Annotated in this window: 25 protein-coding genes; 18 read left to right on the top strand and 7 right to left on the bottom strand. The window is 61.7% G+C overall.

Annotation, left to right across the window (positions count from 1 at the left end; translation table 11 throughout):
* Positions 1 to 247 precede the first annotated feature (247 nt).
* The 6 genes from CIT26_RS35385 (at position 248) to CIT26_RS35360 (ending at position 3,774) form a co-directional block, all read left to right on the top strand.
* Positions 248 to 1,633, top strand: coding sequence for a M20/M25/M40 family metallo-hydrolase (locus CIT26_RS35385; RefSeq protein WP_095496890.1), 1,386 nt, complete (start codon positions 248 to 250; stop codon positions 1,631 to 1,633).
* A 93-nt stretch (positions 1,634 to 1,726) separates the two neighbouring features.
* A complete protein-coding gene (locus CIT26_RS35380; protein ID WP_095496889.1) occupies positions 1,727 to 2,347 on the top strand; it encodes a ribonuclease D in 621 nt (206 codons plus the stop codon).
* Positions 2,348 to 2,397: 50 nt separating this feature from the next.
* Positions 2,398 to 2,646 carry a hypothetical protein gene (locus CIT26_RS35375; protein WP_095496888.1) on the top strand — a complete coding sequence of 83 codons (249 nt, stop codon included), beginning with the start codon at positions 2,398 to 2,400 and terminating at the stop codon, positions 2,644 to 2,646.
* A gap of 106 nt (positions 2,647 to 2,752) precedes the next feature.
* On the top strand, positions 2,753 to 3,007 hold the full coding sequence (locus CIT26_RS35370) for a GlsB/YeaQ/YmgE family stress response membrane protein (RefSeq protein WP_095496887.1): 255 nt from the start codon (positions 2,753 to 2,755) through the stop codon (positions 3,005 to 3,007).
* Positions 3,008 to 3,032: 25 nt separating this feature from the next.
* Positions 3,033 to 3,179 (top strand): hypothetical protein, encoded by a 147-nt coding sequence (locus CIT26_RS35365; RefSeq protein ID WP_029348215.1) that lies wholly within the window; start codon positions 3,033 to 3,035, stop codon positions 3,177 to 3,179.
* A 205-nt stretch (positions 3,180 to 3,384) separates the two neighbouring features.
* A complete protein-coding gene (locus CIT26_RS35360) occupies positions 3,385 to 3,774 on the top strand; it encodes a hypothetical protein (protein ID WP_095496886.1) in 390 nt (129 codons plus the stop codon).
* Between the two features lie 469 nt (positions 3,775 to 4,243).
* On the opposite strand, the gene CIT26_RS35355 is transcribed toward CIT26_RS35360, so the two are convergent.
* A complete protein-coding gene (locus CIT26_RS35355; protein ID WP_095496885.1) occupies positions 4,244 to 4,747 on the bottom strand; it encodes a hypothetical protein in 504 nt (167 codons plus the stop codon).
* A 384-nt stretch (positions 4,748 to 5,131) separates the two neighbouring features.
* A complete protein-coding gene (locus CIT26_RS35350; protein ID WP_095496884.1) occupies positions 5,132 to 5,515 on the bottom strand; it encodes a hypothetical protein in 384 nt (127 codons plus the stop codon).
* A gap of 106 nt (positions 5,516 to 5,621) precedes the next feature.
* On the opposite strand from CIT26_RS35350, the gene CIT26_RS36305 reads away from it, so the two are divergent.
* Positions 5,622 to 5,825, top strand: coding sequence for a hypothetical protein (locus tag CIT26_RS36305; RefSeq protein WP_143747981.1), 204 nt, complete (start codon positions 5,622 to 5,624; stop codon positions 5,823 to 5,825).
* 230 nt (positions 5,826 to 6,055) lie between these two features.
* Here the strand turns inward: CIT26_RS36305 and CIT26_RS36955 are convergent, their stop codons facing one another.
* Positions 6,056 to 6,415 carry a hypothetical protein gene (locus tag CIT26_RS36955; RefSeq protein WP_167391650.1) on the bottom strand — a complete coding sequence of 120 codons (360 nt, stop codon included), beginning with the start codon at positions 6,413 to 6,415 and terminating at the stop codon, positions 6,056 to 6,058.
* Positions 6,416 to 6,865: 450 nt separating this feature from the next.
* Here CIT26_RS36955 and CIT26_RS35335 point away from each other — a divergent pair, with 450 nt between their 5' ends.
* Together CIT26_RS35335 and CIT26_RS35325 are read left to right on the top strand one after the other, a co-directional pair.
* Entirely contained in the window at positions 6,866 to 7,036 is a 171-nt protein-coding gene (locus CIT26_RS35335) for a hypothetical protein (RefSeq protein ID WP_245319677.1), read from the top strand.
* 192 nt (positions 7,037 to 7,228) lie between these two features.
* Positions 7,229 to 7,462, top strand: coding sequence for a hypothetical protein (locus CIT26_RS35325; RefSeq protein WP_095496880.1), 234 nt, complete (start codon positions 7,229 to 7,231; stop codon positions 7,460 to 7,462).
* Positions 7,463 to 7,912: 450 nt separating this feature from the next.
* Here CIT26_RS35325 and CIT26_RS35315 read toward each other — a convergent pair whose 3' ends face one another.
* A complete protein-coding gene (locus CIT26_RS35315; protein ID WP_095496879.1) occupies positions 7,913 to 8,119 on the bottom strand; it encodes a hypothetical protein in 207 nt (68 codons plus the stop codon).
* Between the two features lie 101 nt (positions 8,120 to 8,220).
* Here CIT26_RS35315 and CIT26_RS35310 point away from each other — a divergent pair, with 101 nt between their 5' ends.
* The 3 genes from CIT26_RS35310 to CIT26_RS35300 all read left to right on the top strand — a co-directional run bounded on the left by CIT26_RS35310 (position 8,221) and on the right by CIT26_RS35300 (position 12,786).
* A complete protein-coding gene (locus CIT26_RS35310; protein WP_095496878.1) occupies positions 8,221 to 9,456 on the top strand; it encodes a site-specific integrase in 1,236 nt (411 codons plus the stop codon).
* A gap of 218 nt (positions 9,457 to 9,674) precedes the next feature.
* Entirely contained in the window at positions 9,675 to 11,930 is a 2,256-nt protein-coding gene (locus tag CIT26_RS35305) for a transglycosylase domain-containing protein (RefSeq protein ID WP_095496877.1), read from the top strand.
* Positions 11,931 to 12,033: 103 nt separating this feature from the next.
* Complete coding sequence (locus CIT26_RS35300) at positions 12,034 to 12,786, top strand: SDR family NAD(P)-dependent oxidoreductase (RefSeq protein WP_095496876.1); 753 nt, start codon at positions 12,034 to 12,036, stop codon at positions 12,784 to 12,786.
* Between the two features lie 25 nt (positions 12,787 to 12,811).
* On the opposite strand, the gene ybaL is transcribed toward CIT26_RS35300, so the two are convergent.
* Complete coding sequence (gene ybaL, locus CIT26_RS35295) at positions 12,812 to 14,611, bottom strand: YbaL family putative K(+) efflux transporter (protein ID WP_095496875.1); 1,800 nt, start codon at positions 14,609 to 14,611, stop codon at positions 12,812 to 12,814.
* A 204-nt stretch (positions 14,612 to 14,815) separates the two neighbouring features.
* Positions 14,816 to 15,265, bottom strand: coding sequence for a baeRF12 domain-containing protein (locus CIT26_RS35285; protein WP_095488474.1), 450 nt, complete (start codon positions 15,263 to 15,265; stop codon positions 14,816 to 14,818).
* A gap of 383 nt (positions 15,266 to 15,648) precedes the next feature.
* Between CIT26_RS35285 and cysG the strand changes: the two genes are divergently transcribed.
* The 6 genes from cysG to CIT26_RS35255 all read left to right on the top strand — a co-directional run bounded on the left by cysG (position 15,649) and on the right by CIT26_RS35255 (position 21,180).
* Positions 15,649 to 17,100, top strand: coding sequence for a siroheme synthase CysG (gene cysG / locus CIT26_RS35280; protein WP_095496910.1), 1,452 nt, complete (start codon positions 15,649 to 15,651; stop codon positions 17,098 to 17,100).
* On the top strand, positions 17,097 to 17,402 hold the full coding sequence (locus CIT26_RS35275) for a DUF2849 domain-containing protein (protein WP_095496873.1): 306 nt from the start codon (positions 17,097 to 17,099) through the stop codon (positions 17,400 to 17,402). Before cysG ends, CIT26_RS35275 begins: the two co-directional genes overlap by 4 nt.
* Positions 17,403 to 17,448: 46 nt before the next feature.
* Positions 17,449 to 19,119 carry a nitrite/sulfite reductase gene (locus CIT26_RS35270; protein ID WP_095496872.1) on the top strand — a complete coding sequence of 557 codons (1,671 nt, stop codon included), beginning with the start codon at positions 17,449 to 17,451 and terminating at the stop codon, positions 19,117 to 19,119.
* The gene (locus CIT26_RS35265) at positions 19,094 to 19,858 is read left to right on the top strand and encodes a phosphoadenylyl-sulfate reductase (protein ID WP_095496871.1); all 765 of its coding nucleotides are present in this window, start codon (positions 19,094 to 19,096) and stop codon (positions 19,856 to 19,858) included. The genes CIT26_RS35270 and CIT26_RS35265 overlap by 26 nt, the downstream gene beginning before the upstream one ends.
* 28 nt (positions 19,859 to 19,886) lie before the next feature.
* A complete protein-coding gene (locus CIT26_RS35260; RefSeq protein ID WP_095496870.1) occupies positions 19,887 to 20,423 on the top strand; it encodes a DUF934 domain-containing protein in 537 nt (178 codons plus the stop codon).
* A 136-nt stretch (positions 20,424 to 20,559) separates the two neighbouring features.
* Positions 20,560 to 21,180 carry a DJ-1/PfpI family protein gene (locus CIT26_RS35255; RefSeq protein WP_095496869.1) on the top strand — a complete coding sequence of 207 codons (621 nt, stop codon included), beginning with the start codon at positions 20,560 to 20,562 and terminating at the stop codon, positions 21,178 to 21,180.
* Positions 21,181 to 21,256: 76 nt separating this feature from the next.
* Here the strand turns inward: CIT26_RS35255 and CIT26_RS35250 are convergent, their stop codons facing one another.
* On the bottom strand, positions 21,257 to 22,279 hold the full coding sequence (locus tag CIT26_RS35250) for a fatty acid desaturase (protein WP_095496909.1): 1,023 nt from the start codon (positions 22,277 to 22,279) through the stop codon (positions 21,257 to 21,259).
* Positions 22,280 to 22,349 lie beyond the last annotated feature (70 nt).

Raw genomic sequence — 22,349 nt, 5'->3', positions numbered from 1 at the left:
AAACGCCATCGGCATTTTTCGCCGAGGTCCGGAGCAAGGCCCGTCCCCCGCCTATCCCGGACACTTGCGGCAGCCTATCCCCCCTCTCCGGGCTGCCGCATCGTTTCGAGTAAAGGCCGCCGTGGTTCCCCCTCCACCACGGCGGCATTTTTTTGCTCTTTGAAGCCCGTGGTCCAACGACCGCCGGCTTTTCGTTTCTGCCTCGCAGCTTTAGGGTTGCCGCTCAGAATCGAAAGGCCTGATAAAAATGTCCAGAATTTCTCCCGTCCTCGACCGCCTCGATAACAACCTCGACGAGAGCCTTGAGCGCCTGTTCGGCCTGCTCAGGATCAAGTCGATCTCGACCGACCCGACCTATGCCGCAGACTGCCGCAAGGCGGCGGAATGGCTGGTGGCGGAGCTCAAACTGATCGGCTTCGACGCCAGCGTGCGCGACACGCCAGGCCATCCGATGGTGGTGGCGCACCATGACGGGCCGGCGGGCGCACCGCATGTCCTGTTCTATGGCCATTACGACGTGCAGCCGGTCGACCCGATCGAGCTTTGGGAAAGCGATCCGTTCGCGCCTTCGGTGAAGGAGATCGAGCCCGGCCATCAGGTGATCACGGGACGTGGTTCGGCCGACGACAAGGGGCAGCTGATGACCTTCGTCGAGGCATGCCGCGCCTGGAAGCAAGTGCATGGCGGGCTGCCGTGCCGCATCACAATCCTGTTCGAAGGCGAGGAGGAGTCCGGCTCGCCATCGCTGAAGCCGTTCCTCGAGGCAAATGCGGCCGAACTCAAGGCCGACTTTGCGCTTGTCTGCGACACCGGCATGTGGGACAGCGATACGCCGTCAATCTGCGTCGCGCTGCGCGGGCTGGTCGGCGAGGAGATCACGGTGAAGGCCGCCGACCGCGACTTGCATTCCGGTCTCTATGGCGGTGCTGCCGCCAATCCAATCCGCATCCTGGCCAGGATACTGGCCGACATCCACGACCAGAACGGCCATGTCACCATTCCGGGGTTCTATGACGGCGTCGAGGAGACGCCTTCGCAGATCCTGAAGTCATGGGAGGCGCTCGGCGAGACCGCCGAGACGTTCCTTGGACCTGTCGGCCTGTCGATCCCGTCCGGCGAAAGGGACCGCTCGGTGCTCGAACTCACCTGGGCGCGGCCGACGGCCGAGTTCAACGGCATTACCGGCGGCTATACCGGCAAGGGGTTCAAGACGGTGATCGCGGCGAAAGCCTCGGCAAAAGTGTCCTTCCGCCTCGTCCACAAGCAGAATCCCCAGAAGATCCGAGCCGCTTTCCAGGCCTTCGTCAGGGAGCGCATCCCGGCCGACTGCTCAGTCGATTTCCACCCGCATGGCGGCTCGCCGGCGATCCAGCTTTCCTACGACTCGCCGTTTCTCGCCAAGGCTAAGGACGCGCTGTCCGACGAATGGCCGAAGCCGGCGGTGACGACGGGAAGCGGCGGCTCGATCCCGGTGGTCGGCGATTTCCAGACCTATCTCGGCATCGAATCCTTGCTGGTCGGTTTCGGGCTCGACGATGACCGCATCCATTCGCCGAACGAGAAATACGAGATGAGTTCCTTCCACAAGGGACAACGCTCCTGGGCGCGCATTCTCGATGCGCTGACACGCTGACAGGGCAAGAATTCAACTTTCTGTTGATTTTTCATCGGATCGCGGCAAGGACGGGCTAGAGCGACGTGCGTCCAGTCGCGACCGGAGAAGACGATGAGCGATATCCGCTTCCATAAGAACGACCTACCGGGGCTCTTGCACTACGATGTCGGGGCGGTCGCCATCGACACGGAGACGCTGGGACTCAATCCGCATCGCGACCGGCTTTGCGTGGTGCAGATCTCGCCGGGCGACGGTTCCGCCGACGTCATCCAGATCGCGCCCGGCCAGAAGAAGGCGCCGAACCTTGTCAGCCTGCTCAAGAACCGCAGCATAACCAAGCTGTTCCATTTCGGCCGTTTCGATCTCGCCGTGCTCTACAACGCCTTCGGCGTCATGCCGGAGCCGGTGTTCTGCACCAAGATCGCCTCGCGGCTTACCCGAACCTATACCGACCGGCACGGGCTGAAGGACATCTGCTTTGAGCTTCTCGGCGTCAGCCTGTCGAAGGCGCAGCAATCGTCGGACTGGGCGGCGGAGACGCTGTCGCCCGAACAACTCGAATACGCCGCCTCCGACGTGCTCTATCTGCACCAGCTGCGCGATGTTCTGACAGCGCGGCTGGCGCGCGACAACCGGAGCAAGGAGGCCGAGGCCTGCTTCCGCTTCCTGCCCACGCGTGCGAAACTCGACCTGATGGGCTGGGATGAGGCAGACATCTTCGCCCACAGCTAAGGTGAACCAGGTGTTCGCCGCGACGTTCTGTCGGTCCATGGAGGGATGAAATGGCTGCCAGAAAACCAATCGAAACAGCGCCCAAGGATGGCTCCAAGGTCACCGTCTACTGGAAGGACAGCGACGGCGTGATGAACGAATCCATCGCGCAGTACCGGTCGCTCGACCGCCTGAAGGCGGCCGGCGGCGACTGGGACGAGAACGACACCGGCTGGTGGGCGTATACGGACGGCCATACGCAAAGGAAGATCGAACCGATCAGCTGGCGGCCTGCATCCGGGGATGACGACGACGAATGACGCCGCTGGCGGCGCCGGCTCCTTTCCAATAGTTTGGCCCCTGTTGCAATCGGAGGTCGATTCGGAGCTTGCTGCTCCGCGGCCATTCGCTCAGGAGAGATCTGCAATGGGTACTGAGAGCCTGCTTGTCTTCATCATCATCGGCGCCATCGCCGGTTGGCTCGCCGGCCTGATGGTCAAGGGTTTCGGCCTCGGCCTTGTCGGCAATATCGCCGTCGGCATTGTCGGTGCCTTCATCGCCGGTTGGCTCTTCCCAAGGCTGGGGTTCGCCATAGGCGGTGGCATATTTGCCTCCATCATCCACGCCACGATCGGCGCGGTCATCCTGCTCGTGCTGATCAAGCTGGTGAAGCAGGCCTGATCCTCGAAGCACATCAAGGGCGCCCATGAAACAGAACATGCTCTATCTCATCATCGGCGCGCTCGTCGTGGTGGTCATCGCGCTCGGCGTCTATGTCTATCGCGAGCAAACCAGGCCGAAGGGCGTGGAACTCAAGATTGACGACAAAGGCATTTCGATCCAGCAGAACTGAGCGCGCCGGGTTGGCGCGGCAAAGGTGCCGACGACCTACCCCATCAGGCCGAAAATTGACGATAAGGCAGGGGCCGCTCCATCCTTCGATGCACCCGGAGAGAAGCCAAGCTGGATATGGAATGAGAGTGACGTATCGACACATTCGCGGTATGATCTTGGTACAGGGAGTTTGGGGCCAACCCACCTACTATTAGGAGGTTGCCATGAGGCACCAAACACTGGACCAACTGCATACGGTGGCAAAGGTACACAGAGACCCAACACCTCCTGCAATGGACCGAACCCAGCGTCTCGAACGTTGGTCAAAACTTCTTGAACGGCAGCCCAACCGACTCCTCACCGCACTTATCGGGACCGAATATCGTTCGTCACCCGAGCGCGAAATTATGCGTGGCGAAGGCTCGCCAATATCGGTTGCCTTCGAGGATTCGATCCTGCGCGATGAGGGGCTGAAAGACGATACTTATGGCGAAGCAAAGCGTTTCTTCGAATTGACCGACAATGAGCTCCACGAAATTGTCTGCTACTGCCATGTGGGCGAGACGATGCAATCATCCTGGGCAGCGCTTTCCGTTCGTGCTGCGATTGGCTAACGCATGATCCCCAGTGCGCGTAACTTTGGTGACAAGGTCATGCGTAGATTCAATGGTTTAGAGCGCGATCGAACGCACTTTACCGATCGCGCTCTAATGACGAGCATAGATTGCGGCTACCTTGCTATGGGCGGTCCGCGCCGAACGACTGCGGCTGGGCAGTTGATGCCGAAATGCGAGAACGCTCCGCCGTCTCGCGATAGACGCCATTGTTGCCGACCGCCAGGAGCAAGGAACGGAGCGGTGACGTGCCGTAACGCATTGAATTAACTTTGAACCATTTAACGCCCTTAAAAGTAAGTGCTTGATTTCGTTGGTACCCGTTACCGCGAGAGCCGGTTAAGGCCGCAAAAATCGACATCAGAGAGGGCCGAGCGCGACCGACCAGTCCGACGAGGCCTTTTGACCGCGCGCGAAAGAAGGTGGCGAAGTCACCGCCACCGAGGAAAGAGAAGCCGGTAACTGGCCCTTATTGGGGGGGCGTTTCCTGGGCGCCAGATACAACGCCGCCGGCGTTTATCGACATGATCTTGAAGCCATGCAGCGCGTTGTTTACTTGCACACGCTCCAAGCCTGACGCCGTGAGCCGTTTCGCCATTGCTTCAGTTGCCGGGAAAGCCCAAAGCGCATCGTTATAAATGATCGCTCCAAATACGTCACCCGGTTCTGCCAAGCCTAGGTTCGTGATCATCACGCTTGGATCGGCAGCGTTCCTATCCATCGTGGTTTTCAATAGGGACAGGCTGCTATCCACCTTGATGAACCCTTCACCAATGGTTCTCTGGAGGCCAACGACATCGGTCGATGTCTTAACCACGCCGGTCTCTATCGTTGCAAGGCGAGCACCATGGGCGCCAAGTTTTTCGGCTTGACCAAGCATCTCCACAAATATGGCGCCTGCCAGAAGCGAAGTAACACCAATGCCTACGCCGACAAACAATTGGTAGCCGGTCAGTTTGGATGCGGCAGACATGATGTTTTTTACTTTCTAGGCCCGGTGAAAAAGCGAGCCTGTCGTTTAGGCTGAGCCACCAATATGGCCCTTTCGCGATCCGAGGTCAAACTTACCTGTCAGCATGATGAACGCGTCCGCGACCGTTCAGTTGCAACCTCTGGACCTCCGGCGTGACAGGCTAGCGCGGAAAAGACTAGGTGTTTCGACTCCCAAGCGGATTCAGGACGGGAGAGGGGGATCGAAATCTTTCCGGAAATTCGGACAAAGCCTCATCAATTTCGCTCCCCAGTTGGTCGACCAAGTTCAACGCTAGCGCAATAAGTCCTAGGGTGGCCTTGCAGTCTGAGACGCCGTACGGAATCGATTGCGGAAACACTGAACGCTTAATTTTGTCACCGCGCGTTAGGTTCTTTGGCCAAGTCCCGCGCGTAAGGCGAAGGTATAGGTCGTCGGTTCCAGGTTCTCAAGCCACAGACCATGGGCAAGAACATCACGGCCCGACGTTGCTTTTGTAAGCACCTCACTTAGAGCGCGAGTATCGGTCTTTATTTGAATGTCTTTAATGGCGAAAAGATCAAGCGCCATCTCCAGTCGCTCATTTGCACGAGGCTCACGCAAGACGATTCTCGCTTCAGGTTTACTGAGTTGCAAGAGGACCCCAGTCAGCATCGTCAGCTTGTGTTCGAGCTTTTCGTAGGCGACCATAATGCGGCCAATCAGCGCTGCGAGTTCGTCAGGAAGTTCGTGAATGACCTCAGCTTCTCGTGGTGTCGTGACGTTGCGCATGGGAAAACCCTCAAAATCTGCGCAACCTATGCCGACTGTCAGCTTGGGAAGCTAGCCCTTTCGACCGGATTCCAAGGACTTGCCTGTAAAACAGGCGAAAAGTCGCTTGTATGATATCAATGGGTTGCGTTTCGATTGTAAAACCGATGCCGGATTAGCGCCGGTATTTTTCCGTCTCGGCAATGAAGCGCGTGAACTCGCGCTCGAGCTCAAACACCGCCTGCTCTTTCGTGTCAGCGGTTCCTCGCTGCCCGCCATGAAGCCGGAAACGCGGATCGGCGGTCGAGATCGACCAGGACCAAGTTCCTGAGAGGGAGCCCCACTGGTTCTTCAAAATGCGGCCGACGGAAGATTGCAGGAAGCTCGCGGTATAATCATACTGCCCAGATTGGCCAGCGATGACGGTTCTGCCCCAGTCCAGCCAGACGCGGGCGCCGCGATAGCGGATACGAATTTGAATGCCTCGACATGGTTCTCGAAGGCAGCAAGCATAATGCTGCCGTCGACGCTGGTAGGCGAGGCGGACCTTTAGGCGCTCGATCATCCCCGGAACCGCTCGGTGGTCCAATGGATCTTGCCATCGATCTTCATCGGTTTGTGGATCATCAGGCGCATGTTGTGCCGGGTCGCCTTACCCAGCGTGTCGATCGGATCGTGCGCCATGAGAACAGAAAAGGAACATTTTTCTTGATCGTCAAGATCGGCTGTGGAATCTTTCCACCAATCTGAGGTGAGAACATGCCGATGAGCGACGAGATTATCCGCCTTCCCGGTGCGATGGACCCCGTCACGCGGCCCGGGATTCAGCACCACAGGTGCGAGCATCCCGGCTGCGGCAAGAATGCCGGATGGGGCTTTGCCAAGCCGCGGCAGCCATCGCACTGGTTCTGTTTCGAGCACCGTGCTGATGGCGAAGCATATCTCTAGGTGGGTATATGTTTGACAGACCCGACTAGCGTTTTCGGGTTAGAAAGCGGGCTTCTCGGATGAGCGACGCCCAGTCGTATCCCAAGAGAGCGATTAGCTCGCGAGCCTGCTCCTCGGTAATATTGGCCTCTTTGACCAAGCGCTGGACAAGGGAGAGACGATCCGGTGGCAGCTTGTCGGGTCCGTCCGCCATTGTAAGCAACCCTTTTGGTGGTCGTAACGTCGCGCCATCGTGCTTGTTCCGTGAAATAGGAATGACTCGTAATGTTTGTGCGAAAGAGTACAGTCCAGGCGTCAGCGATCACATAAAGGGCTTCGCTGATTGAGAGACGCCTATCGCACTCTCGCCCCTACGGAGGCGTTGAGATGCTAGATCGATTCAGCCAATTTCTTGGACCCGAAGAATTGGCCTTGTGCCAGCGAGTGTTCGACCAGATATGCGCCGACGCCAGTTTGGACAGCAAGTCGATTGAGGCGGAAGACCTGGCGGCGGCGGTGCTGACTGCTTTCCATTGCTCCCCGAACAGGACCGAAGCTGATTTACTGGCCGCCATCCGCTCGCGGCGCAATGATTTCGAGAAGCAGACCGGCTGACCAGCCATAGGGAGTGGCGGCGCCGACAACATGACGCAAAAGGAAAACGCCAAGGTCGAGGCGCAGCTTGCGATCGCCCGCGCAATGATCCGCGCCGGCCGAACTCTCTAGATCTTCGCGAAGCTCACTCTAGTCGTGGACAGGCAATTATTTCGGTGCTTTGCTGCCCGCTTGGAAAAGGGGAGATGCAAAATGACTGCGGAGAAACAGCTCAACAATGAACGCATCAAACTGTCAGCCGAGTACTACAATAACCTGGCAGTTGTCGCAGCCTCAACCGGCTTCATCATCCCGACCGTATCTTTGGCTTATGCAGGGCAGCCGATCGAGCTAAAGACGTTCCTGCCGATACTCGTTGGTTTGGCCTTGGGCTTGAGTCTCAAGTGGTATGCCGCTTGGGAACTGCGTTTCCTCAAACTCGACTAATCGTCCCACCCACCCTCCAGCGAGGCGTGGCACAGCTTCGGCTCGCCGAGCTAGTCGGGATACTTCAAAGGCTTGTGGCCTGGCGTCGCGTGGTGAAGCGCCTCGCCAAGATCGCGCATGTCCATTTCTTGCCCGCAAACGGGGCAAATCTGGAAATGCTCGCGTTCGTCCTTCACCTGGCCGTCGTGGCGTTTCCCCTTGAAGCCAGTCGCCTCGTTGTTCGTCGGCGGCCGTTTGCGAATGGCCTTCACCGTGTCGGTGAGCGTCGGCCGCCGCGATCTCGCGCGGTGAAAAGGGCTTCTGGACCTTCATTGGCAAGAATTATGGCGTCACCGTCCAATCGGCCGACGAGGCCGCTGCCTGGCTGAAGGCGAAGTGCGACATCCGCAGCCGCGTTGACCTCGATTACGAAGACGGTCCTGCCAACCACTTCCGCGAGATCGACAAGTCCTACCGGCTCTGGCTGGAGGGATATGACTGATGGCGCGATGCGCGGTCCAGCCGCCACCATTGCGGATCGAGGATCTGCCGATGTTTGCTAGCGATCTTGCGATCGCAGAGGCCATAGTAGGGCGAGATAACGCCGAAAGATGGATGCGCGAGCGCCTTCCAACTCTTGCCAGCAAGCCAGGTTTCCCCGCCATTGACGATTTCCATGGCGGACGGCCAGTTGCCTTGGTGGCCCGTTTCTACGAAAGTTATCTCGGGACCGCCTCGTCGACGACGACCGCGCTGCCCGGCAAGGCGGACGCAAGCCAATGGAAGACGAAGAGCAGGTCAAAGCACCCGGGCTGAAGTGGATGAAGCGCGCCGACGGCAAGGTCCCGGTGTGGGTCGCCGATGAGGACGACGTAAAGGCCGGTTACATCCCGAAAACGGTCAATCTTCAGTATCTCGTCGACCAGCCCGAAATGCTCAAGGCGAAATGCGACTCCCTGCAGGCCGACATGCTGCTCTGGCGCACTGGCCACCGCGGCGACCCTCTGCATTTCGACGGCACCGTCAAATCGCTGCTGTCGATCTATGAAACCCACAAGCGCAGCCCTTACCACAAGCTGAAGCCGGGTTCGCTGGTGCCCTACAATCACTACCTGAAGAATCTTCGCGGCCACATCGGGCCGGTCCGCATCGATGACATCAGCGGCGTCGATCTGATGGAATGGCACGACGTATGGTCGGGAAACGGGCGCTATCTTGCAGCATCAGCAATGGCGCGGGCCGTGCTCTTTGCGGCGACAAATTTCGGCATCATGCTGCGGCTTCCTGGATGCGCCGAGCTTCAGGTGGTTCTCTCGGTCTCCGGCAAGACGCTGCCACAGCCGAAGCGCCGGAAGCAAGCTGCAACCGCCGCTCAGATCACGGCGGCTCGCGCTGCCGCCCACGCAGCAGGTCGTCCGTCTTCTGCGCTCACCTATGCGCTGTGCTTCGAAACAACGGTTCGTCTGTGGGACGTCATCGGACAATGGTGGCCGATGGACATGGGCGGCATTTCCGAGGTGCTGGACGCTGAACGGGAAACTAAATGGTTCGGCTTGCGATGGGAAGACATCGATGACGACCTCGTGCTTCGCTACACGCCGTCGAAGACTGTCGACAGCTCTGGCGCCGAGACCACCTATTCGCTGAAGAAGGCGCCAATGGTGATGGAGGAGCTGAAGCACTGGCCGGTCGAGCATCGGCACGGTCCGGTGATCGTTTCGGAAGAGACCGGGCTCCCATATCGGGCCCAGATATTCGGGCAGCGCTGGAGTGTGGATCGAAAAGCAGCCGGCCTTCCGGTCGCGCTGTGGGCACGCGACTTGCGAGCCTCTGGCATCACCGAGGGAAGGGCTTCGAACGCCTCGCTGGATGATGCCCGCCAGGTTGCCGGTCACTCAGATATCAGCACGACGGAAATATATGACCGCGCCATTTTGGAGGCTGCGGACCGTTTTGCCGACGCCAGAATCAAGCGGCGTGAACAGAGCGGTAACGGCAGCGGTAACGGGCGGTAACGGATTTAGAAATTCGTAAGGAATTTCAAAGGCCTGCTGAACGAGCATCTTAACCCGCCCTTAAATCGCCGCATCTACTCTTCACCCCGAACGCCATGGAGCGACGTGCGTCCGTTCGGACGCACAGAGTGCGCTCTACGACTTTGAAGCTTCGCATCGGCCCGAAAATTGCGAGTTTCGGGCCGATGCGATAGGCATCGGGACAGACAGCACAGCGCATGGCGAACCGCAGAGACAGCCGCATCGAACCGAGCTTCGAGGGACCGCCACGGGCGAAATCCTCGGCCGGTTTTTCGGTGAGCGAGGAGGATCGCGTCGTGCCGAGCAACCCCAAGACCTCTGCAAAGCGCCAATCGGCCAAGACAAAATCGTCGCGTCGAGGACGCGGCAAAAGCCGGCGCGGCCTGTTCGGAGTGCTCGGCCGGTTGGCCTACTGGTGCTTCGTTCTGGCAATCTGGGGCGGCATCGCCACCGCCGGCATCGTTGTCTATTACGGTGCGAAAATGCCGGCGGCCACCACCTGGGCCATTCCCGACCGCGCACCCAATATCAGGATCGTCTCCGTCGACGGAAAGCTGCTTGCCAATCGCGGCATGAGCGGCGGCGAAGCCGTCGGCCTGCATGAAATGTCGGCCTATATTCCCGAGGCCGTCATCGCCATCGAAGATCGCCGCTTCTATTCGCATTTGGGCATCGACCCAATCGGTCTGTCCAGAGCCATGGTGGCCAACGTTCTCGGCGGGCGTTTTTCGCAGGGCGGCTCGACGCTGACGCAGCAATTGGCGAAAAACCTGTTCCTGACGCCCGATCGCACGCTGGAACGCAAGGTGCAGGAAGTGCTTCTGGCGCTGTGGCTTGAGCACAAGCACACCAAGGACCAGATCCTCGAAATGTACCTCAACCGGGTCTATTTCGGCTCCGGCGCCTATGGTGTCGAAGCGGCCTCGCGCCGCTATTTCGGCAAGAGCGCGCGCGATGTCACGCTGCCCGAGGCTGCACTCCTCGCTGGCCTGTTGAAGGCGCCCTCGCGACTGTCTCCGGCGCGTGACCCGAAGGCGGCCGAGCAGCGCGCGCAGCTCGTTCTCGCCGCCATGCGCGACGAAGGCAAGATCAGCGCCAAGGAACTGACCACGGCGATGATCGCGCCGGCGTCGCGGGTGGCATCCTACTGGACGGGCTCGGAAAACTATGTCGCCGACACCATAGTGGAAGAACTGCCCGACCTGATCGGCGACGTGCGCGGCGACATCATCGTCGACACCACCGTCGACCTCACGCTGCAGAAGCTCGCCGAACAATCGATCCGCCGGCTGATCGACGGGAGCGGCAAAAAGCTCAATGCCAGCCAGGGCGTGCTGGTGTCGATAGACAATTCCGGCGCGGTACGTGCCATGGTCGGCGGCTATGATTATTCGACCAGCCAGTTCGACCGCGCCTCGGAGGCGCGCCGCCAGCCGGGCTCGGCGTTTAAGCCCTTTGTTTACATGGCGGCGCTGGAGGCCGGCCGTACGCCCGACAGCGTGCGCAATGACGCGCCGATCAGAATAGGCAAATGGACGCCAACCAATTACGGCGGCAAGTATTTCGGCAAGGTGACGCTGGCGACGGCGCTGGCGAAATCGCTGAACTCGGTGGCCGCTCAGCTGACGATGGAAGTCGGACCTGAGGCCGTCGTCGAGGCGGCGCATCGCATGGGCATCCAGTCCGACCTCACGGCCAACACCTCGATCGCGCTCGGCACCTCTGAAGTGACGCCGCTTGAATTGACGTCGGCCTATGTCCCCTTCGCCAATGGCGGCCACCGGCCGGACGTCCATTTTATCCGCCGCGTGACGACAGCCGGCGGCAAGGTGCTCTACGACAACAATGGCGGCGGCGCCCCGCGCGTCGTCAAGCCCGAGATCGTCGGTATGATGAACTCGATGATGACCGGCACTGTCGAAATCGGCACTGCCAGGAAGGCGGCCTTTGCCTGGCCGGCCGCCGGCAAGACCGGCACCAGCCAGAATTCGCGCGACGCCTGGTTCATCGGCTATACCGCCAATCTCACCACCGGCGTCTGGTTCGGCAATGACGATGGCAGTCCGATGAAGAAGGTCACCGGCGGCGCGCTGCCGGCGCAGGCCTGGCATGAATTCATGGTCGCCGCGCATGAAGGCGTGCCGGTGCGGCCGCTGCCTGGAACATGGAGGTCGACGCCTGCGGATACGATCGTGCAGGACGAAATACCACCGCACACGGCGCAACCGGCACCGGTGCCGTCCGCTTCGGTTGGCCAATCCGCGCCGTCCGCTCAAAAAGCGTCGCCGCCTCGCGCCGTGCGTCCTGCCGAAACGGTCGATGCCGGCGGCTTCGGCATGCCGGGCGGTGGTGGCACCACCGCATCGATCAAGCGCCCGGTGCCGCCTGGCGATGTCGGCGGCCCGGTCAAGAAGCGGCAGACCTCGATCCTCGACATCCTCACCGGCGGCTGACCCCTCGTCATCGCTGCCGTGTTCCGCTACATCTCCGGGTTAAAAGTGCTAGAGCATACTTTGTGCGTCCAAAGGGACGCACGTCGCCCTAGAGAGATCGCGAATGGCCGAAACCGACCCTAGAAAGACCATCGTGCTGACCGGCGCCAGCCGCGGCATCGGCCATGCCACGGTCAAGCGCTTTTCGCGCGAAGGCTGGCGCGTCATCACCTGCTCGCGCCAGGCCTTTGCCGAGGACTGCCCGTGGCCGGCCGGTCCGGAAGACCACATCAAGGTCGATCTGGCCGACCAGGAGGATGTCGGCATCGCGATCTCGGAAATCCGCCATCGGCTGGAAGCGCATGGCGGCCAGCTTCATGCGCTGGTCAACAATGCCGGCATCTCGCCGAAGCTCAAGGACGGCAACAGCCGCATGAATTCGATCGACACGCCGATGCACGTCTGGCGCGACGTGTTCCAGGTCAATTTCTTCGCACCGATCATGCTGGCGCGGGGATTGTTTAGGGAATTGGCGTCGGCCAAAGGCTCGATCGTCAACGTCACCTCGATCGCCGGCACCCGCGTGCATCCCTTCGCCGGCACCGCCTATGCGACGTCGAAGGCCGCGCTCGGCTCGCTGACGCGGGAAATGGCGCATGATTTCGGCCCGCACGGCATCCGTGTCAACGCCATCGCACCCGGCGAGATCGACACGGCGATCCTGTCGCCCGGCACGGAAAAGATCGTCGAGACGATTCCGCTGCGGCGGCTGGGAACCACGGCCGAAGTCGCCGACATCATCTTCTTCTTGTGCTCTCAGCAGGCGTCCTATGTGACGGGTTCGGAAATCCACATCAATGGCGGCCAGCACGTGTGAATGGTGTTTCGCTCCACTGAAGGAGCTACGCCGTCGGCTTCTCGGCAGCCTTTAACGGCAACGCAGGTGCCGCAGCATGTCCGATCACCATTTCGACGATGCCGCGCGCGATCTCGCGCTCGCCCATGATGACGGTGTCGGCTCCGAGCCCCTTGAGATGCTCGACCTCGGCATCGGAATGGGCGCGGGCAATGACGTTGATCTTCGGGTTGGCGGCGCGGGCGCGCAGCACGATCTGTCCCGCCTCGAAGGCGTTCGGGATGGCAAGGATCAGCCGCTTCGCGCCCTCGGGATTGGCTGCGGCGAACACCTCGCTATTCGCCGCATTGCCGGATACGGTTTCGATGCCGTCGTCCTTGAGCTTCGCCAGCGTCTTGTCGGCATCCTCGATGACGAGGAAGGGCAGGGTGGCCTCCTTCAATGACGCGCCGACGAGGCTGCCGACACGGCCATAGCCGACCAGGATGGAGTGGCCGGTAAGCGCTGTGCTGGGCGGCGGGCCATCCTCTTTCACCGGCGCCGCAACCGAAGCCAGTTGGCCTGGCTCCGTCGCGGGGCCGATCGGCTTTGCCTCATCGAGCGGCGCCGTCTTGCCGGCGCGCCTTTCCAGCCACGGTTTCATCCAGTCGACGGCAAGGAACATCAGCGGGTTGAGGACGATCGACAGGATAGCACCCGCGAGGATCAGGTCGCGGCCCTGTTCAGGCAGTAGCTTCAGCCCAACGCCGAGCTCGGCCAGAATGAACGAGAATTCGCCGATTTGGGCAAGACTTGCCGAAATCATCAGCGCGGTCGCGATCGGATAGCGAAAGGCGACGACGATGACGAAGGCCGCCAGCGATTTGCCGATTACGATGATGGCCAGTGTCTCCAGGATCGGCCAGCCATTGCTGATCAGGCTGAACGGGTCGAACAGCATGCCGACCGAAACGAAGAACAGCACGGAAAAGGCGTCGCGCAGCGGCAGCGATTCCTCGGCCGCCCGATGGCTGAGTTCGGATTCGCTCATGATCATGCCGGCGAAGAAAGCGCCCAGCGCCAGCGAGACGCCGAATAGCTTGGCCGCGCCGAAGGCGACCCCGAGCGCGATGGCCAGCACCGCCAGCCGGAACAATTCACGCGACCCGGTATGGGCGACGTAGTGCAGGATCCAGGGGATGACACGGCGGCCGACCACCAGCATGACGACGACAAAGGCGGCGACCTTGGCCAGCGTCATGCCGACGACACCCCAAACGCCGTAGCTCGCCGACAGCGACAGCAGGCCGCTGCTGTGGACCTCCACCTGCTCCTGACCGCCCAGCACACCGGCGAGCGCCGGCAAAAGCACCAGTGCCAGCACCATGGCCAGATCCTCGACGATCAGCCAGCCGACGGCGATGCGGCCGCGCTCGGTCTCGATCAGCCGCCGCTCCTGCAAGGCACGCAGCAGCACCACGGTCGAGGCGACGGAAAGCGCCAGCCCGAACACCAGCCCCGCGCCCATCGACCAGCCGAGCATCCAGGCAAGAGCGGCGCCGAGCGCTGTCGCGAAGCCGATCTGCACGATGGCGCCGGGCACGGCGATGGCGCGGACCGACAACAAGTCCTTCAGCGAGAAGTGCAGGCCGACGCCGAACATCAACAGGATCACGCCGATTTCGGCCAGTTCATTGGCGAGGCCGGCATCGGCGACGAAGCCCGGCGTGTTTGGCCCGACCAGCACGCCAGCGATGAGGTAACCGACCAGCGGCGGGATGCGGAAGCGATTGGCAATTGCGCCGAAGACGAAAGCCAGCCCCAAACCGGCGACGATGGTGGCGATAAGGGGCGTGTCATGCGGCATGGTCTATGGAGCGCCTTTCAAAAATCACGATGTCGGATATGCACCGCCCGAAGCAGCCGCCTTTGCAATATGGCGGCTCGGATGGCCGCGAGGCAACCCGCAAATGCCATGAATCGACGACAAGGGTGGCAGAAGGCGAGCCGCCTCGGGGCTGGCAATGGTTGCTGCAAAAAAGAAACGGCTAGCGGCGCTTGATGCCAGCGATCAGGCCGCCTGCAGCAGGTTCTCGATGTCGACGATGGTGTGGTTGGTCAACGTCTTCGGAATTTCCACTGTGATTTTCTCGGCGACTTCCTTGTGCAGTTTTCGGCGCATGTCGCCCAGCACCTGCGGCGGTGCGATCAGCACCATCTCCTTGAAGGCGCCGCGATGCGCGAGCTTGTACAGCCGCTCGGCAATTTCGTCGGCAAAACGCTCCTTACCGAGACGGTGCCAGTCAGTGTCCTCGACTGCGCTGCGGTGGACGGAAGGGCCGTCGCTGTAGCGGCCGGGGCGGTCCGAACCTTGCTCTCGCGTCGCCGGATTTGCCTGTTCCATCTCCTGCACGACCTGAAGGTCGGGATATTGGGTGTCGCCACGGTTCTCGAGGAACAGCGCCTTCTCGCCGTCGGCCACCACGATCCACAGTCCGCGTTTCAGCTTGAGGTTGTTCACGGAGCGCTCCTTTTTCCTGTTTTTCATGGTTTTTAGGCCCGTCTCTGGAGCCATTGCGGCAGCTGAACAGCCAGGCTCGGATTCGCAGGGGCAAACGCGCGCCGAGGCAGGAATGTTCCGCATCGCAGCTTTAGTCTACTAGATTGGTAGAATTTAGAAAAAAGTGTTTTGCAATATACCTCGCTTGTCGCTAGAACGGCCGCAGATCAAGGCTAGCAACAGCGGCTTGGATCCGCTCCACTCGTGGGTGTGGAATTTTTTTCTCCTGCCTTTGGTGCTTGCGGAAAAGCGATTGCTTCGCACGAAGCGATGCGCGAGTGCGTTCCTTCTGCTTTTTCGCGCCCGCGCGTAAAACCGACAGCGTATTCAGGATTCCACTCGCCATGCCGCAGGCCATCCCCAAGCTTAACGCCTTTCCCGTCTTCATGCGGGTCGAGGGCGAAGCCGTGGCCATCGTCGGCGGCGGCGAGGAGGCTCTAGCAAAGGCGCGGCTGATCGGCCAGTCGAGCGCCGCGCTGCGCATCGTCAGCGATGCCGCCGAGGCCGAGTTGCTGGCCTTCATCGCCGCGAATGGCGCAACCCACATCGCCGCCGCCTACGAGACTGCGCATCTCGAAGGCGCGGTGATGGTGTTTGCCGCCAGCGGCAATGAGGCGCTCGACCGGCGCGTTGCCGAAGATGCGCGCCGGCTGGGCATTCCGGTCAATGCCGTCGATCGGCCGGAGCTGTGCGATTTCTTCACCCCGGCGCTGGTCAACCGCGCGCCGGTTGCCATTGCCATCGGCACGGAAGGGGCGGGCCCGGTGCTTGCCCAGATGCTGCGCAGCCGCATCGACCGCATGCTGTCGCCGTCGCTCGGGCCGCTTGCTTCGCTTGCTGCCTCGTTGCGCGGCACCGCTGAGAGATTGCTGCCGAAAGGCAATGCCCGCCGGCGCTTCTGGAGCGACTTTTTCGGCGGCGCACCGGCTCGCGCCATGGACGCCGGCCAGCTTTCGCAGGCGCATGACGCCGCCGTCGACCTGTTGCTTTCGAACGCGCCGGCATCGGGTCACATTGCCTTGGTTGGCGCGGGTCCCGGCGCTGAAGACCTGCTGACGCTGCGCGCCCACCGCCTGCTGATGGAAGCCGATGTCATCGTCCATGATGCGCTGGTGCCGGAGGCGATCGTCGCCATGGGCCGTCGCGACGCCGAGCGTCTGCCGGTGGGCAAACGCAAGGGCTGCCATACCAAGAGCCAGGGCGAAATCAACGCGCTGTTGATCGAACTCGGCCGCGACGGCAAGCGCGTCGTGCGGCTGAAATCCGGTGATCCGCTGGTGTTCGGGCGGGCGGGCGAGGAAATGGCAGCGTTGCGCGATGCCGGCATCGCCTATGAGGTGGTTCCGGGCGTCACCGCGGCCTTCGCCGCCGCCGCCGATTTCGAGCTGCCGCTGACGCTGCGCGGCGTGTCGTCGTCGATGGTGTTCACCACCGGCCACGACCTCAAGGGAAATTCGCTGCCCGACTGGGCCAAGCTCGCCATTTCCGGCGCCACGGTCGCCGTCTATATGGGCCGCTCGGTCGCGGCCGAAGTTGCAGGCCGGCTGATCGAGGCCGGCCTGTCGCCGGATACGGCGGTCGCCGTGGTCGAGAATGCCAGCCTTGCCAACCGCCGCCGGTTCCACGGCACGCTCGCCGACCTGCCGTCGCTGGAGGTCCGCGCCGACCTTACCGGCCCGGTCATGACGATCATCGGCGATGCGGTTGCCGGCGCCAACTTTGAACGTTCCGAGCCGCTCGCGGCACACAGGCATGAAGGCGCCGCCCAAACAGCCGCCGAAGGAGCTGAACGATGAAAGTTCTGACCGCAAACCGCCTGACCGATGGCGAAGCCGTCTGGTACGCCAATGGCGGTTGGGCCGAGATCATCGACAATGCCGACGTCGCCCATGACAAGGCGGCTGAAGACCGGCTGGAGGCGATCGGCGCCACGGCCTATGCCAACAATGAAGTGGTCGACGTCAATCTGATCGACGTGACCGTCGCCAATGGTGTGGTCGAGCCGGTGCGGCTGCGTGAAAAGATCCGCGCCGCCGGGCCGACCAACCGCAACGATCTGGGCAAGCAGGCCCGCCCGGAAGCCGCCCGGGCGGCGTAAACGACCACATTGATGAAACGGGCGGACGCGCCCGGAAAGACCAGACATGTACCGTTACGATGAGTTCGATCACGATTTCGTCCAGGCCCGCGTCGCCGAGTTCAGCGATCAGGTCACGCGGCGGCTTGCCGGCGAGATCACCGAGGATCAGTTCCGGCCGCTGAGGCTGATGAACGGCGTCTACCTGCAGTTGCACGCCTACATGCTGCGCATCGCGGTGCCTTACGGCACGCTGAACAGCAAGCAGCTGCGCATGCTCGGCCACATCGCACGCAAATACGACAAGGGCTACGGCCACTTCACGACGCGCCAGAACATCCAGTTCAACTGGCCGGCGCTGTCGGACATTCCGGCGATCCTGGCCGATCTGGCGAGTGTGGAAATGCACGCCATCCAGACCAGCGGCAACTGCATCCGCAACGTCACCGCCGACCACTTTGCCGGTGCCGCGGCCGACGAAGTTGCCGATCCGCGCCCCTATGCGGAAATCCTGCGCCAATGGTCGTCGGTGCATCCGGAGTTCTCGTTCCTGCCGAGAAAATTCAAGATCGCAGTGACCGGCGCCGAGCGCGACCGCGCCGCCATCCAGACGCATGACATCGGCCTGCATTTGAAGAAGAACGCTGCCGGCGAACTCGGTTTCGCCGTCTATGTCGGCGGCGGTCAGGGCCGTACGCCGATGATCGCCAAGAAGATCCGCGACTTCCTGCCCGAGGCGGACCTTCTGTCCTACTGCACGGCGATCCTGCGCGTTTACAACCTCTACGGCCGCCGCGACAACAAATACAAGGCGCGCATCAAGATCCTCGTCCACGAGACCGGCGTAGAGGAGATCACCCGTCAGGTCGAGGCCGAATGGCAGGAGCTGAAGGATGCGGATCTAAAGCTGCCGGAAGCCGATATCCGCGCCATCGATGCTTATTTCGCGCCGCCGGCTTTGACCGACCGGCCGGAAGGCGACGAGGCGGTCAAGCTTGCCCGCCTCGATTCGAAGAGCTTTTCGGAATGGCTCGACCAGAACGTGGTGACCCACCGCCATCCCGATTATGCCGCCGTGACGATCTCGCTCAAGGGCATCGGCGAAGCGCCGGGCGACGCCTCCGACAGCCAGATGGAAGCGGTCGCCGACGCTGCCGAAAAATATGCCTTCGACGAGTTGCGCGTCAGCCATGAGCAGAACCTGATCCTGCCGCATGTCGCGCGCGCCGACCTCAAGGCGGTCTATGACGCACTGGTCGACATCGGACTGGCAACGGCCAACTCCAACCTGATATCAGACATCATCTCGTGCCCTGGCCTCGATTATTGCGCGCTGGCCACGGCGCGTTCCATTCCGGTGGCGCAGGAAATCTCGCTTCGTTTCGCTTCGCTCGAGCGGCAGCGCGAGATCGGCGAATTGAAGCTGAAGATTTCCGGCTGCATCAACGCCTGCGGCCATCACCATGTCGGCCATATCGGCATCCTCGGCGTCGAAAAGAAGGGTGCCGAACTCTATCAGGTCACGCTCGGCGGCTCGGCCGACGAGAACACCTCGGTCGGCGAGATCATCGGCCGCGGCTTCAGCTCGGCAGAGATCACCGACGCCATCGAACAGATCGTCGAGACCTATCTCGGGCTTCGGCTGGACAGAAACGAAAAATTCATCGACGCCTACCGCCGTGTCGGTCCCGCGCCGTTCAAGGAGGCGCTCTATGCTGGCGAAGCCAAGGCCGCTTGATCGTATCGTCGACGTCGAGGCCGGTATCGCCGCCGAAGCGGCGGGGCTCGATGCGCTCTATGGTCATCTGAAGCCGCTGGAGATCATCGAGCGGTCGGCCCAGGAATTCTTTCACGGTGAGATCGCCGCGGTTTCGTCGTTCGGCGCGGATTCGGCAGTGCTGCTGCACATGATCGCCAAGATCGATCGGACGCTGCCGGTGATCTTCCTCGACACCGGCAAGCACTTCGAGGAGACGCTCGGCTATCGCGACGCGCTCGTTGCCGATTTCGGGCTGACCGACATAAGGGTGATCACGCCCGAAGAAGCGGCACTCGAACGGATCGATCCGACCGGCAATCTGAACGAGACCGACACCGACGCCTGCTGTGGTGTTCGCAAGGTCGAGCCATTGGCGCGCGGCGTCGAGCCGTTCCGCGCCTGGTTCACCGGCCGCAAGCGTTTTCAGGCGACGACGCGGGCGTCCCTTCCGGTGTTCGAGGCGGTCGGCTCGCGCATCCGCATCAATCCGCTGGCGCATTGGACGACCGCCGACCAGGCCAACTATATGCGCGCGCATGCGCTGCGTGAGAATCCGCTGGTCGCCTATGGCTATCTGTCGATAGGTTGCTTCCCGTGCACGCAGCCGGTGCAGCCGGGCGATGACGCGCGCAGCGGCCGCTGGGCAGGGCACGCCAAGACCGAGTGCGGCATCCATTTGTCGGGGCTGGAGAAGTCGCTGACCGACGCATCGCTTTAGGATCTTTTTTGAGCTTTAGGAATTTTCGATGACCGAACTGACGCCAGAGACTGTTACCCGCCTCTGGACCCCGACGGGTTTTAGCGAGGACGAGTGGAGCCATGCCGAGAGTGCCGACGCACTGTCCGGCAATGGCCGCTTCATCCTGCCGCTGCAGGCGTTTCTCGACCTCGATCCGGCGGTGCGCCGGTCGGCGAAGGAGCGCCTCGGCGTGCTGCTTCAGCCCGGCGATCAGCTCGAAAAGATCGCGGACCTGCTCGACCAGATATCGCTGGTGGCGCTGGCCTTCCCGGCTTTCAGTGACGGCCGGTCCTTCTCCAAGGGCGAACTGCTGCGCAGCCGCTACCGTTTCGAGGGCGCGGTCCGCGCCACGGGACAGGTTCTGGTCGACCAGCTTCCGCATATGCTGCGCCTCGGCTTCGACGAGTTCGAAGTATCAAATCCAGTGTTGCTGAAACGGCTCGAGGAAGGCCGCACCGGCGGTCTGCCGCTCTCCTACCAGCCGACCGTGAAGCCGGAGGCCAAAGGCCCCAAATATTCCTGGCGGCGGGTGCGCGCCGGCTGATCTTCCCCACGGAGCAGGTCGCATCTGGTCGGACCACTTTGCAGATTCAATCTTTTATTTCGGCGTCTGCACCTTAAGATAGGGCCTATTATTTCGCGATCCGAAATAAATATCGCCACCAAGGGAGGAACCGAGAATGGCTGGTAAGAAGATATTGATGCTCGTTGGCGAGTTCAGCGAGGAATACGAGATTTTCGTCTTTGAACAGGCCATGCATGCGGTCGGCCACACGGTCCATGTCGTGTGTCCCGACAAGAAGGCGGGCGATATCCTGAAGACGTCGCTTCACGACTTCGAGGGTCACCAGACCTATACGGAAAAGCTCGGCCACGACTACATCCTCAACAAGACCTTTGCCGAGGTGAATCCGGCCGAATACGACGCCGTCTATGCGGCAGGCGGGCGCGGCCCGGAATATATCCGCATCGACACGCGCGTGCAGGCGCTGGTGCGGCATTTCCACGAGACCGGCAAGCCGATCTTCACCATCTGCCATGGCGCGCAGATCCTGATGGCGGTCGACGGCGTGCTGCGCGGCAGGGAGGTCGCGGCGCTGCAGTATTGCGAGCCGGAAGTCACGCTCGCCGGCGGCACCTACATCGATGTCGCGCCGAGCGGCGCCCATGTCGACGGCAATCTGGTCTCGGCCAAAGGCTGGCCGGGCCTCGCCGCCTTCATGCGCGAATGCCTGAAAGTGCTCGGCACCGAGATCCGCCACGGCGAGATCCTGATGCGCGACGAACGCAAGGCGGCTTGAGCTAGATCTTGGAAAGCCGCCGCATCTGTGGTGCGGCGGCTTTACAGCGCCGCGCGTCCTTTTTGGGGGACGCGCTTTACGCGGCCATCCGCGCTTCGCGAAACGACACCAGCTTGCTGCGGCTCTCATCCCACAGCGCCAGCTTGACGCAGCGCAGGCTGTCGAGAAGCGTGACGCGGCCGATTTCGCGCAGTTCCGGATAGTCCCTCAGGACCTCCTGCAGGCGATAGCACGGCACCTTGGCGGAGAGGTGGTGCACGTGATGGACGCCGATATTGCCGGTGAACCAGTTCAGTACCGGCGGCAGGTCATAATAGGACGAGCCGTGCAGGGCCGCATGCTGGAACTCCCATTCAGAGTCCTTTGCCCACTCGGTCTCTTCGAACTGGTGCTGGACATAGAACAGCCAGATGCCGGCGGAACCGGCCAGAACGACGATGGGCAAATGGACAACCAGGAACGCTTCGAGGCCGACGAACCAGACGAGGGCGGCGGCGGCGACCGCGATGGCCACATTGGTGGCCATTGACGACACCCAGGGCGTGACGCCGCCTCGCATCATGCCGACCGGCAGTCTCTGCTCAAAGATGAAAAGCCAAATGGGGCCGAGGCCGAACATGACGAGCGGATGGCGATAGAGACGATAGGCAAGGCGGCCCCGCCAGGACATTTGCCGATATTCGGCGACAGTCAGCGTCCTGATGTCGCCCGTGCCGCGCTCATCGAGGTTGCCGGCGCTGGCGTGATGGGTAGCGTGGGCACGCCGCCAGCAATCGTAGGGGGTCAAGGTCAGGATGCCCAGCCCGCGGCCGATCCAGTCGTCGGCGGTGCGGTTGGCGAAGAAGGAACCGTGGCCGCAATCGTGCTGGATCATGAAGATCCGCACCAGAAAGCCGGCGGCCGGAAGGATGAGGATCAGACCCCACCAATGACCATGGGCATAGGCAGCCGAGGACAGTGCCCACAGCGTGGCAAAGGGGATGAGGGTGATGGCAAGTTCGACGGCGCTGCGCCGCCTGTCAGGTTTCTTGTAACGCGCCAGGATTTTCAACCAGGCACGTTTGCTGTTCGCTACAGCTTCGGGGGAAATCATGTTCATCAGGAAGCATAGACGGCCCATCCCGTTGCCGCAAGGCAGGGATCACGCCAAGTTACTGCGCGTAATTGTC

Source organism: Mesorhizobium temperatum (genome assembly GCF_002284575.1).
GTDB lineage: Bacteria > Pseudomonadota > Alphaproteobacteria > Rhizobiales > Rhizobiaceae > Mesorhizobium > Mesorhizobium temperatum.
The sequence above is the reverse complement of the archived record's forward strand: the minus strand, read 5'-3'. Positions and strand labels throughout refer to the sequence as shown.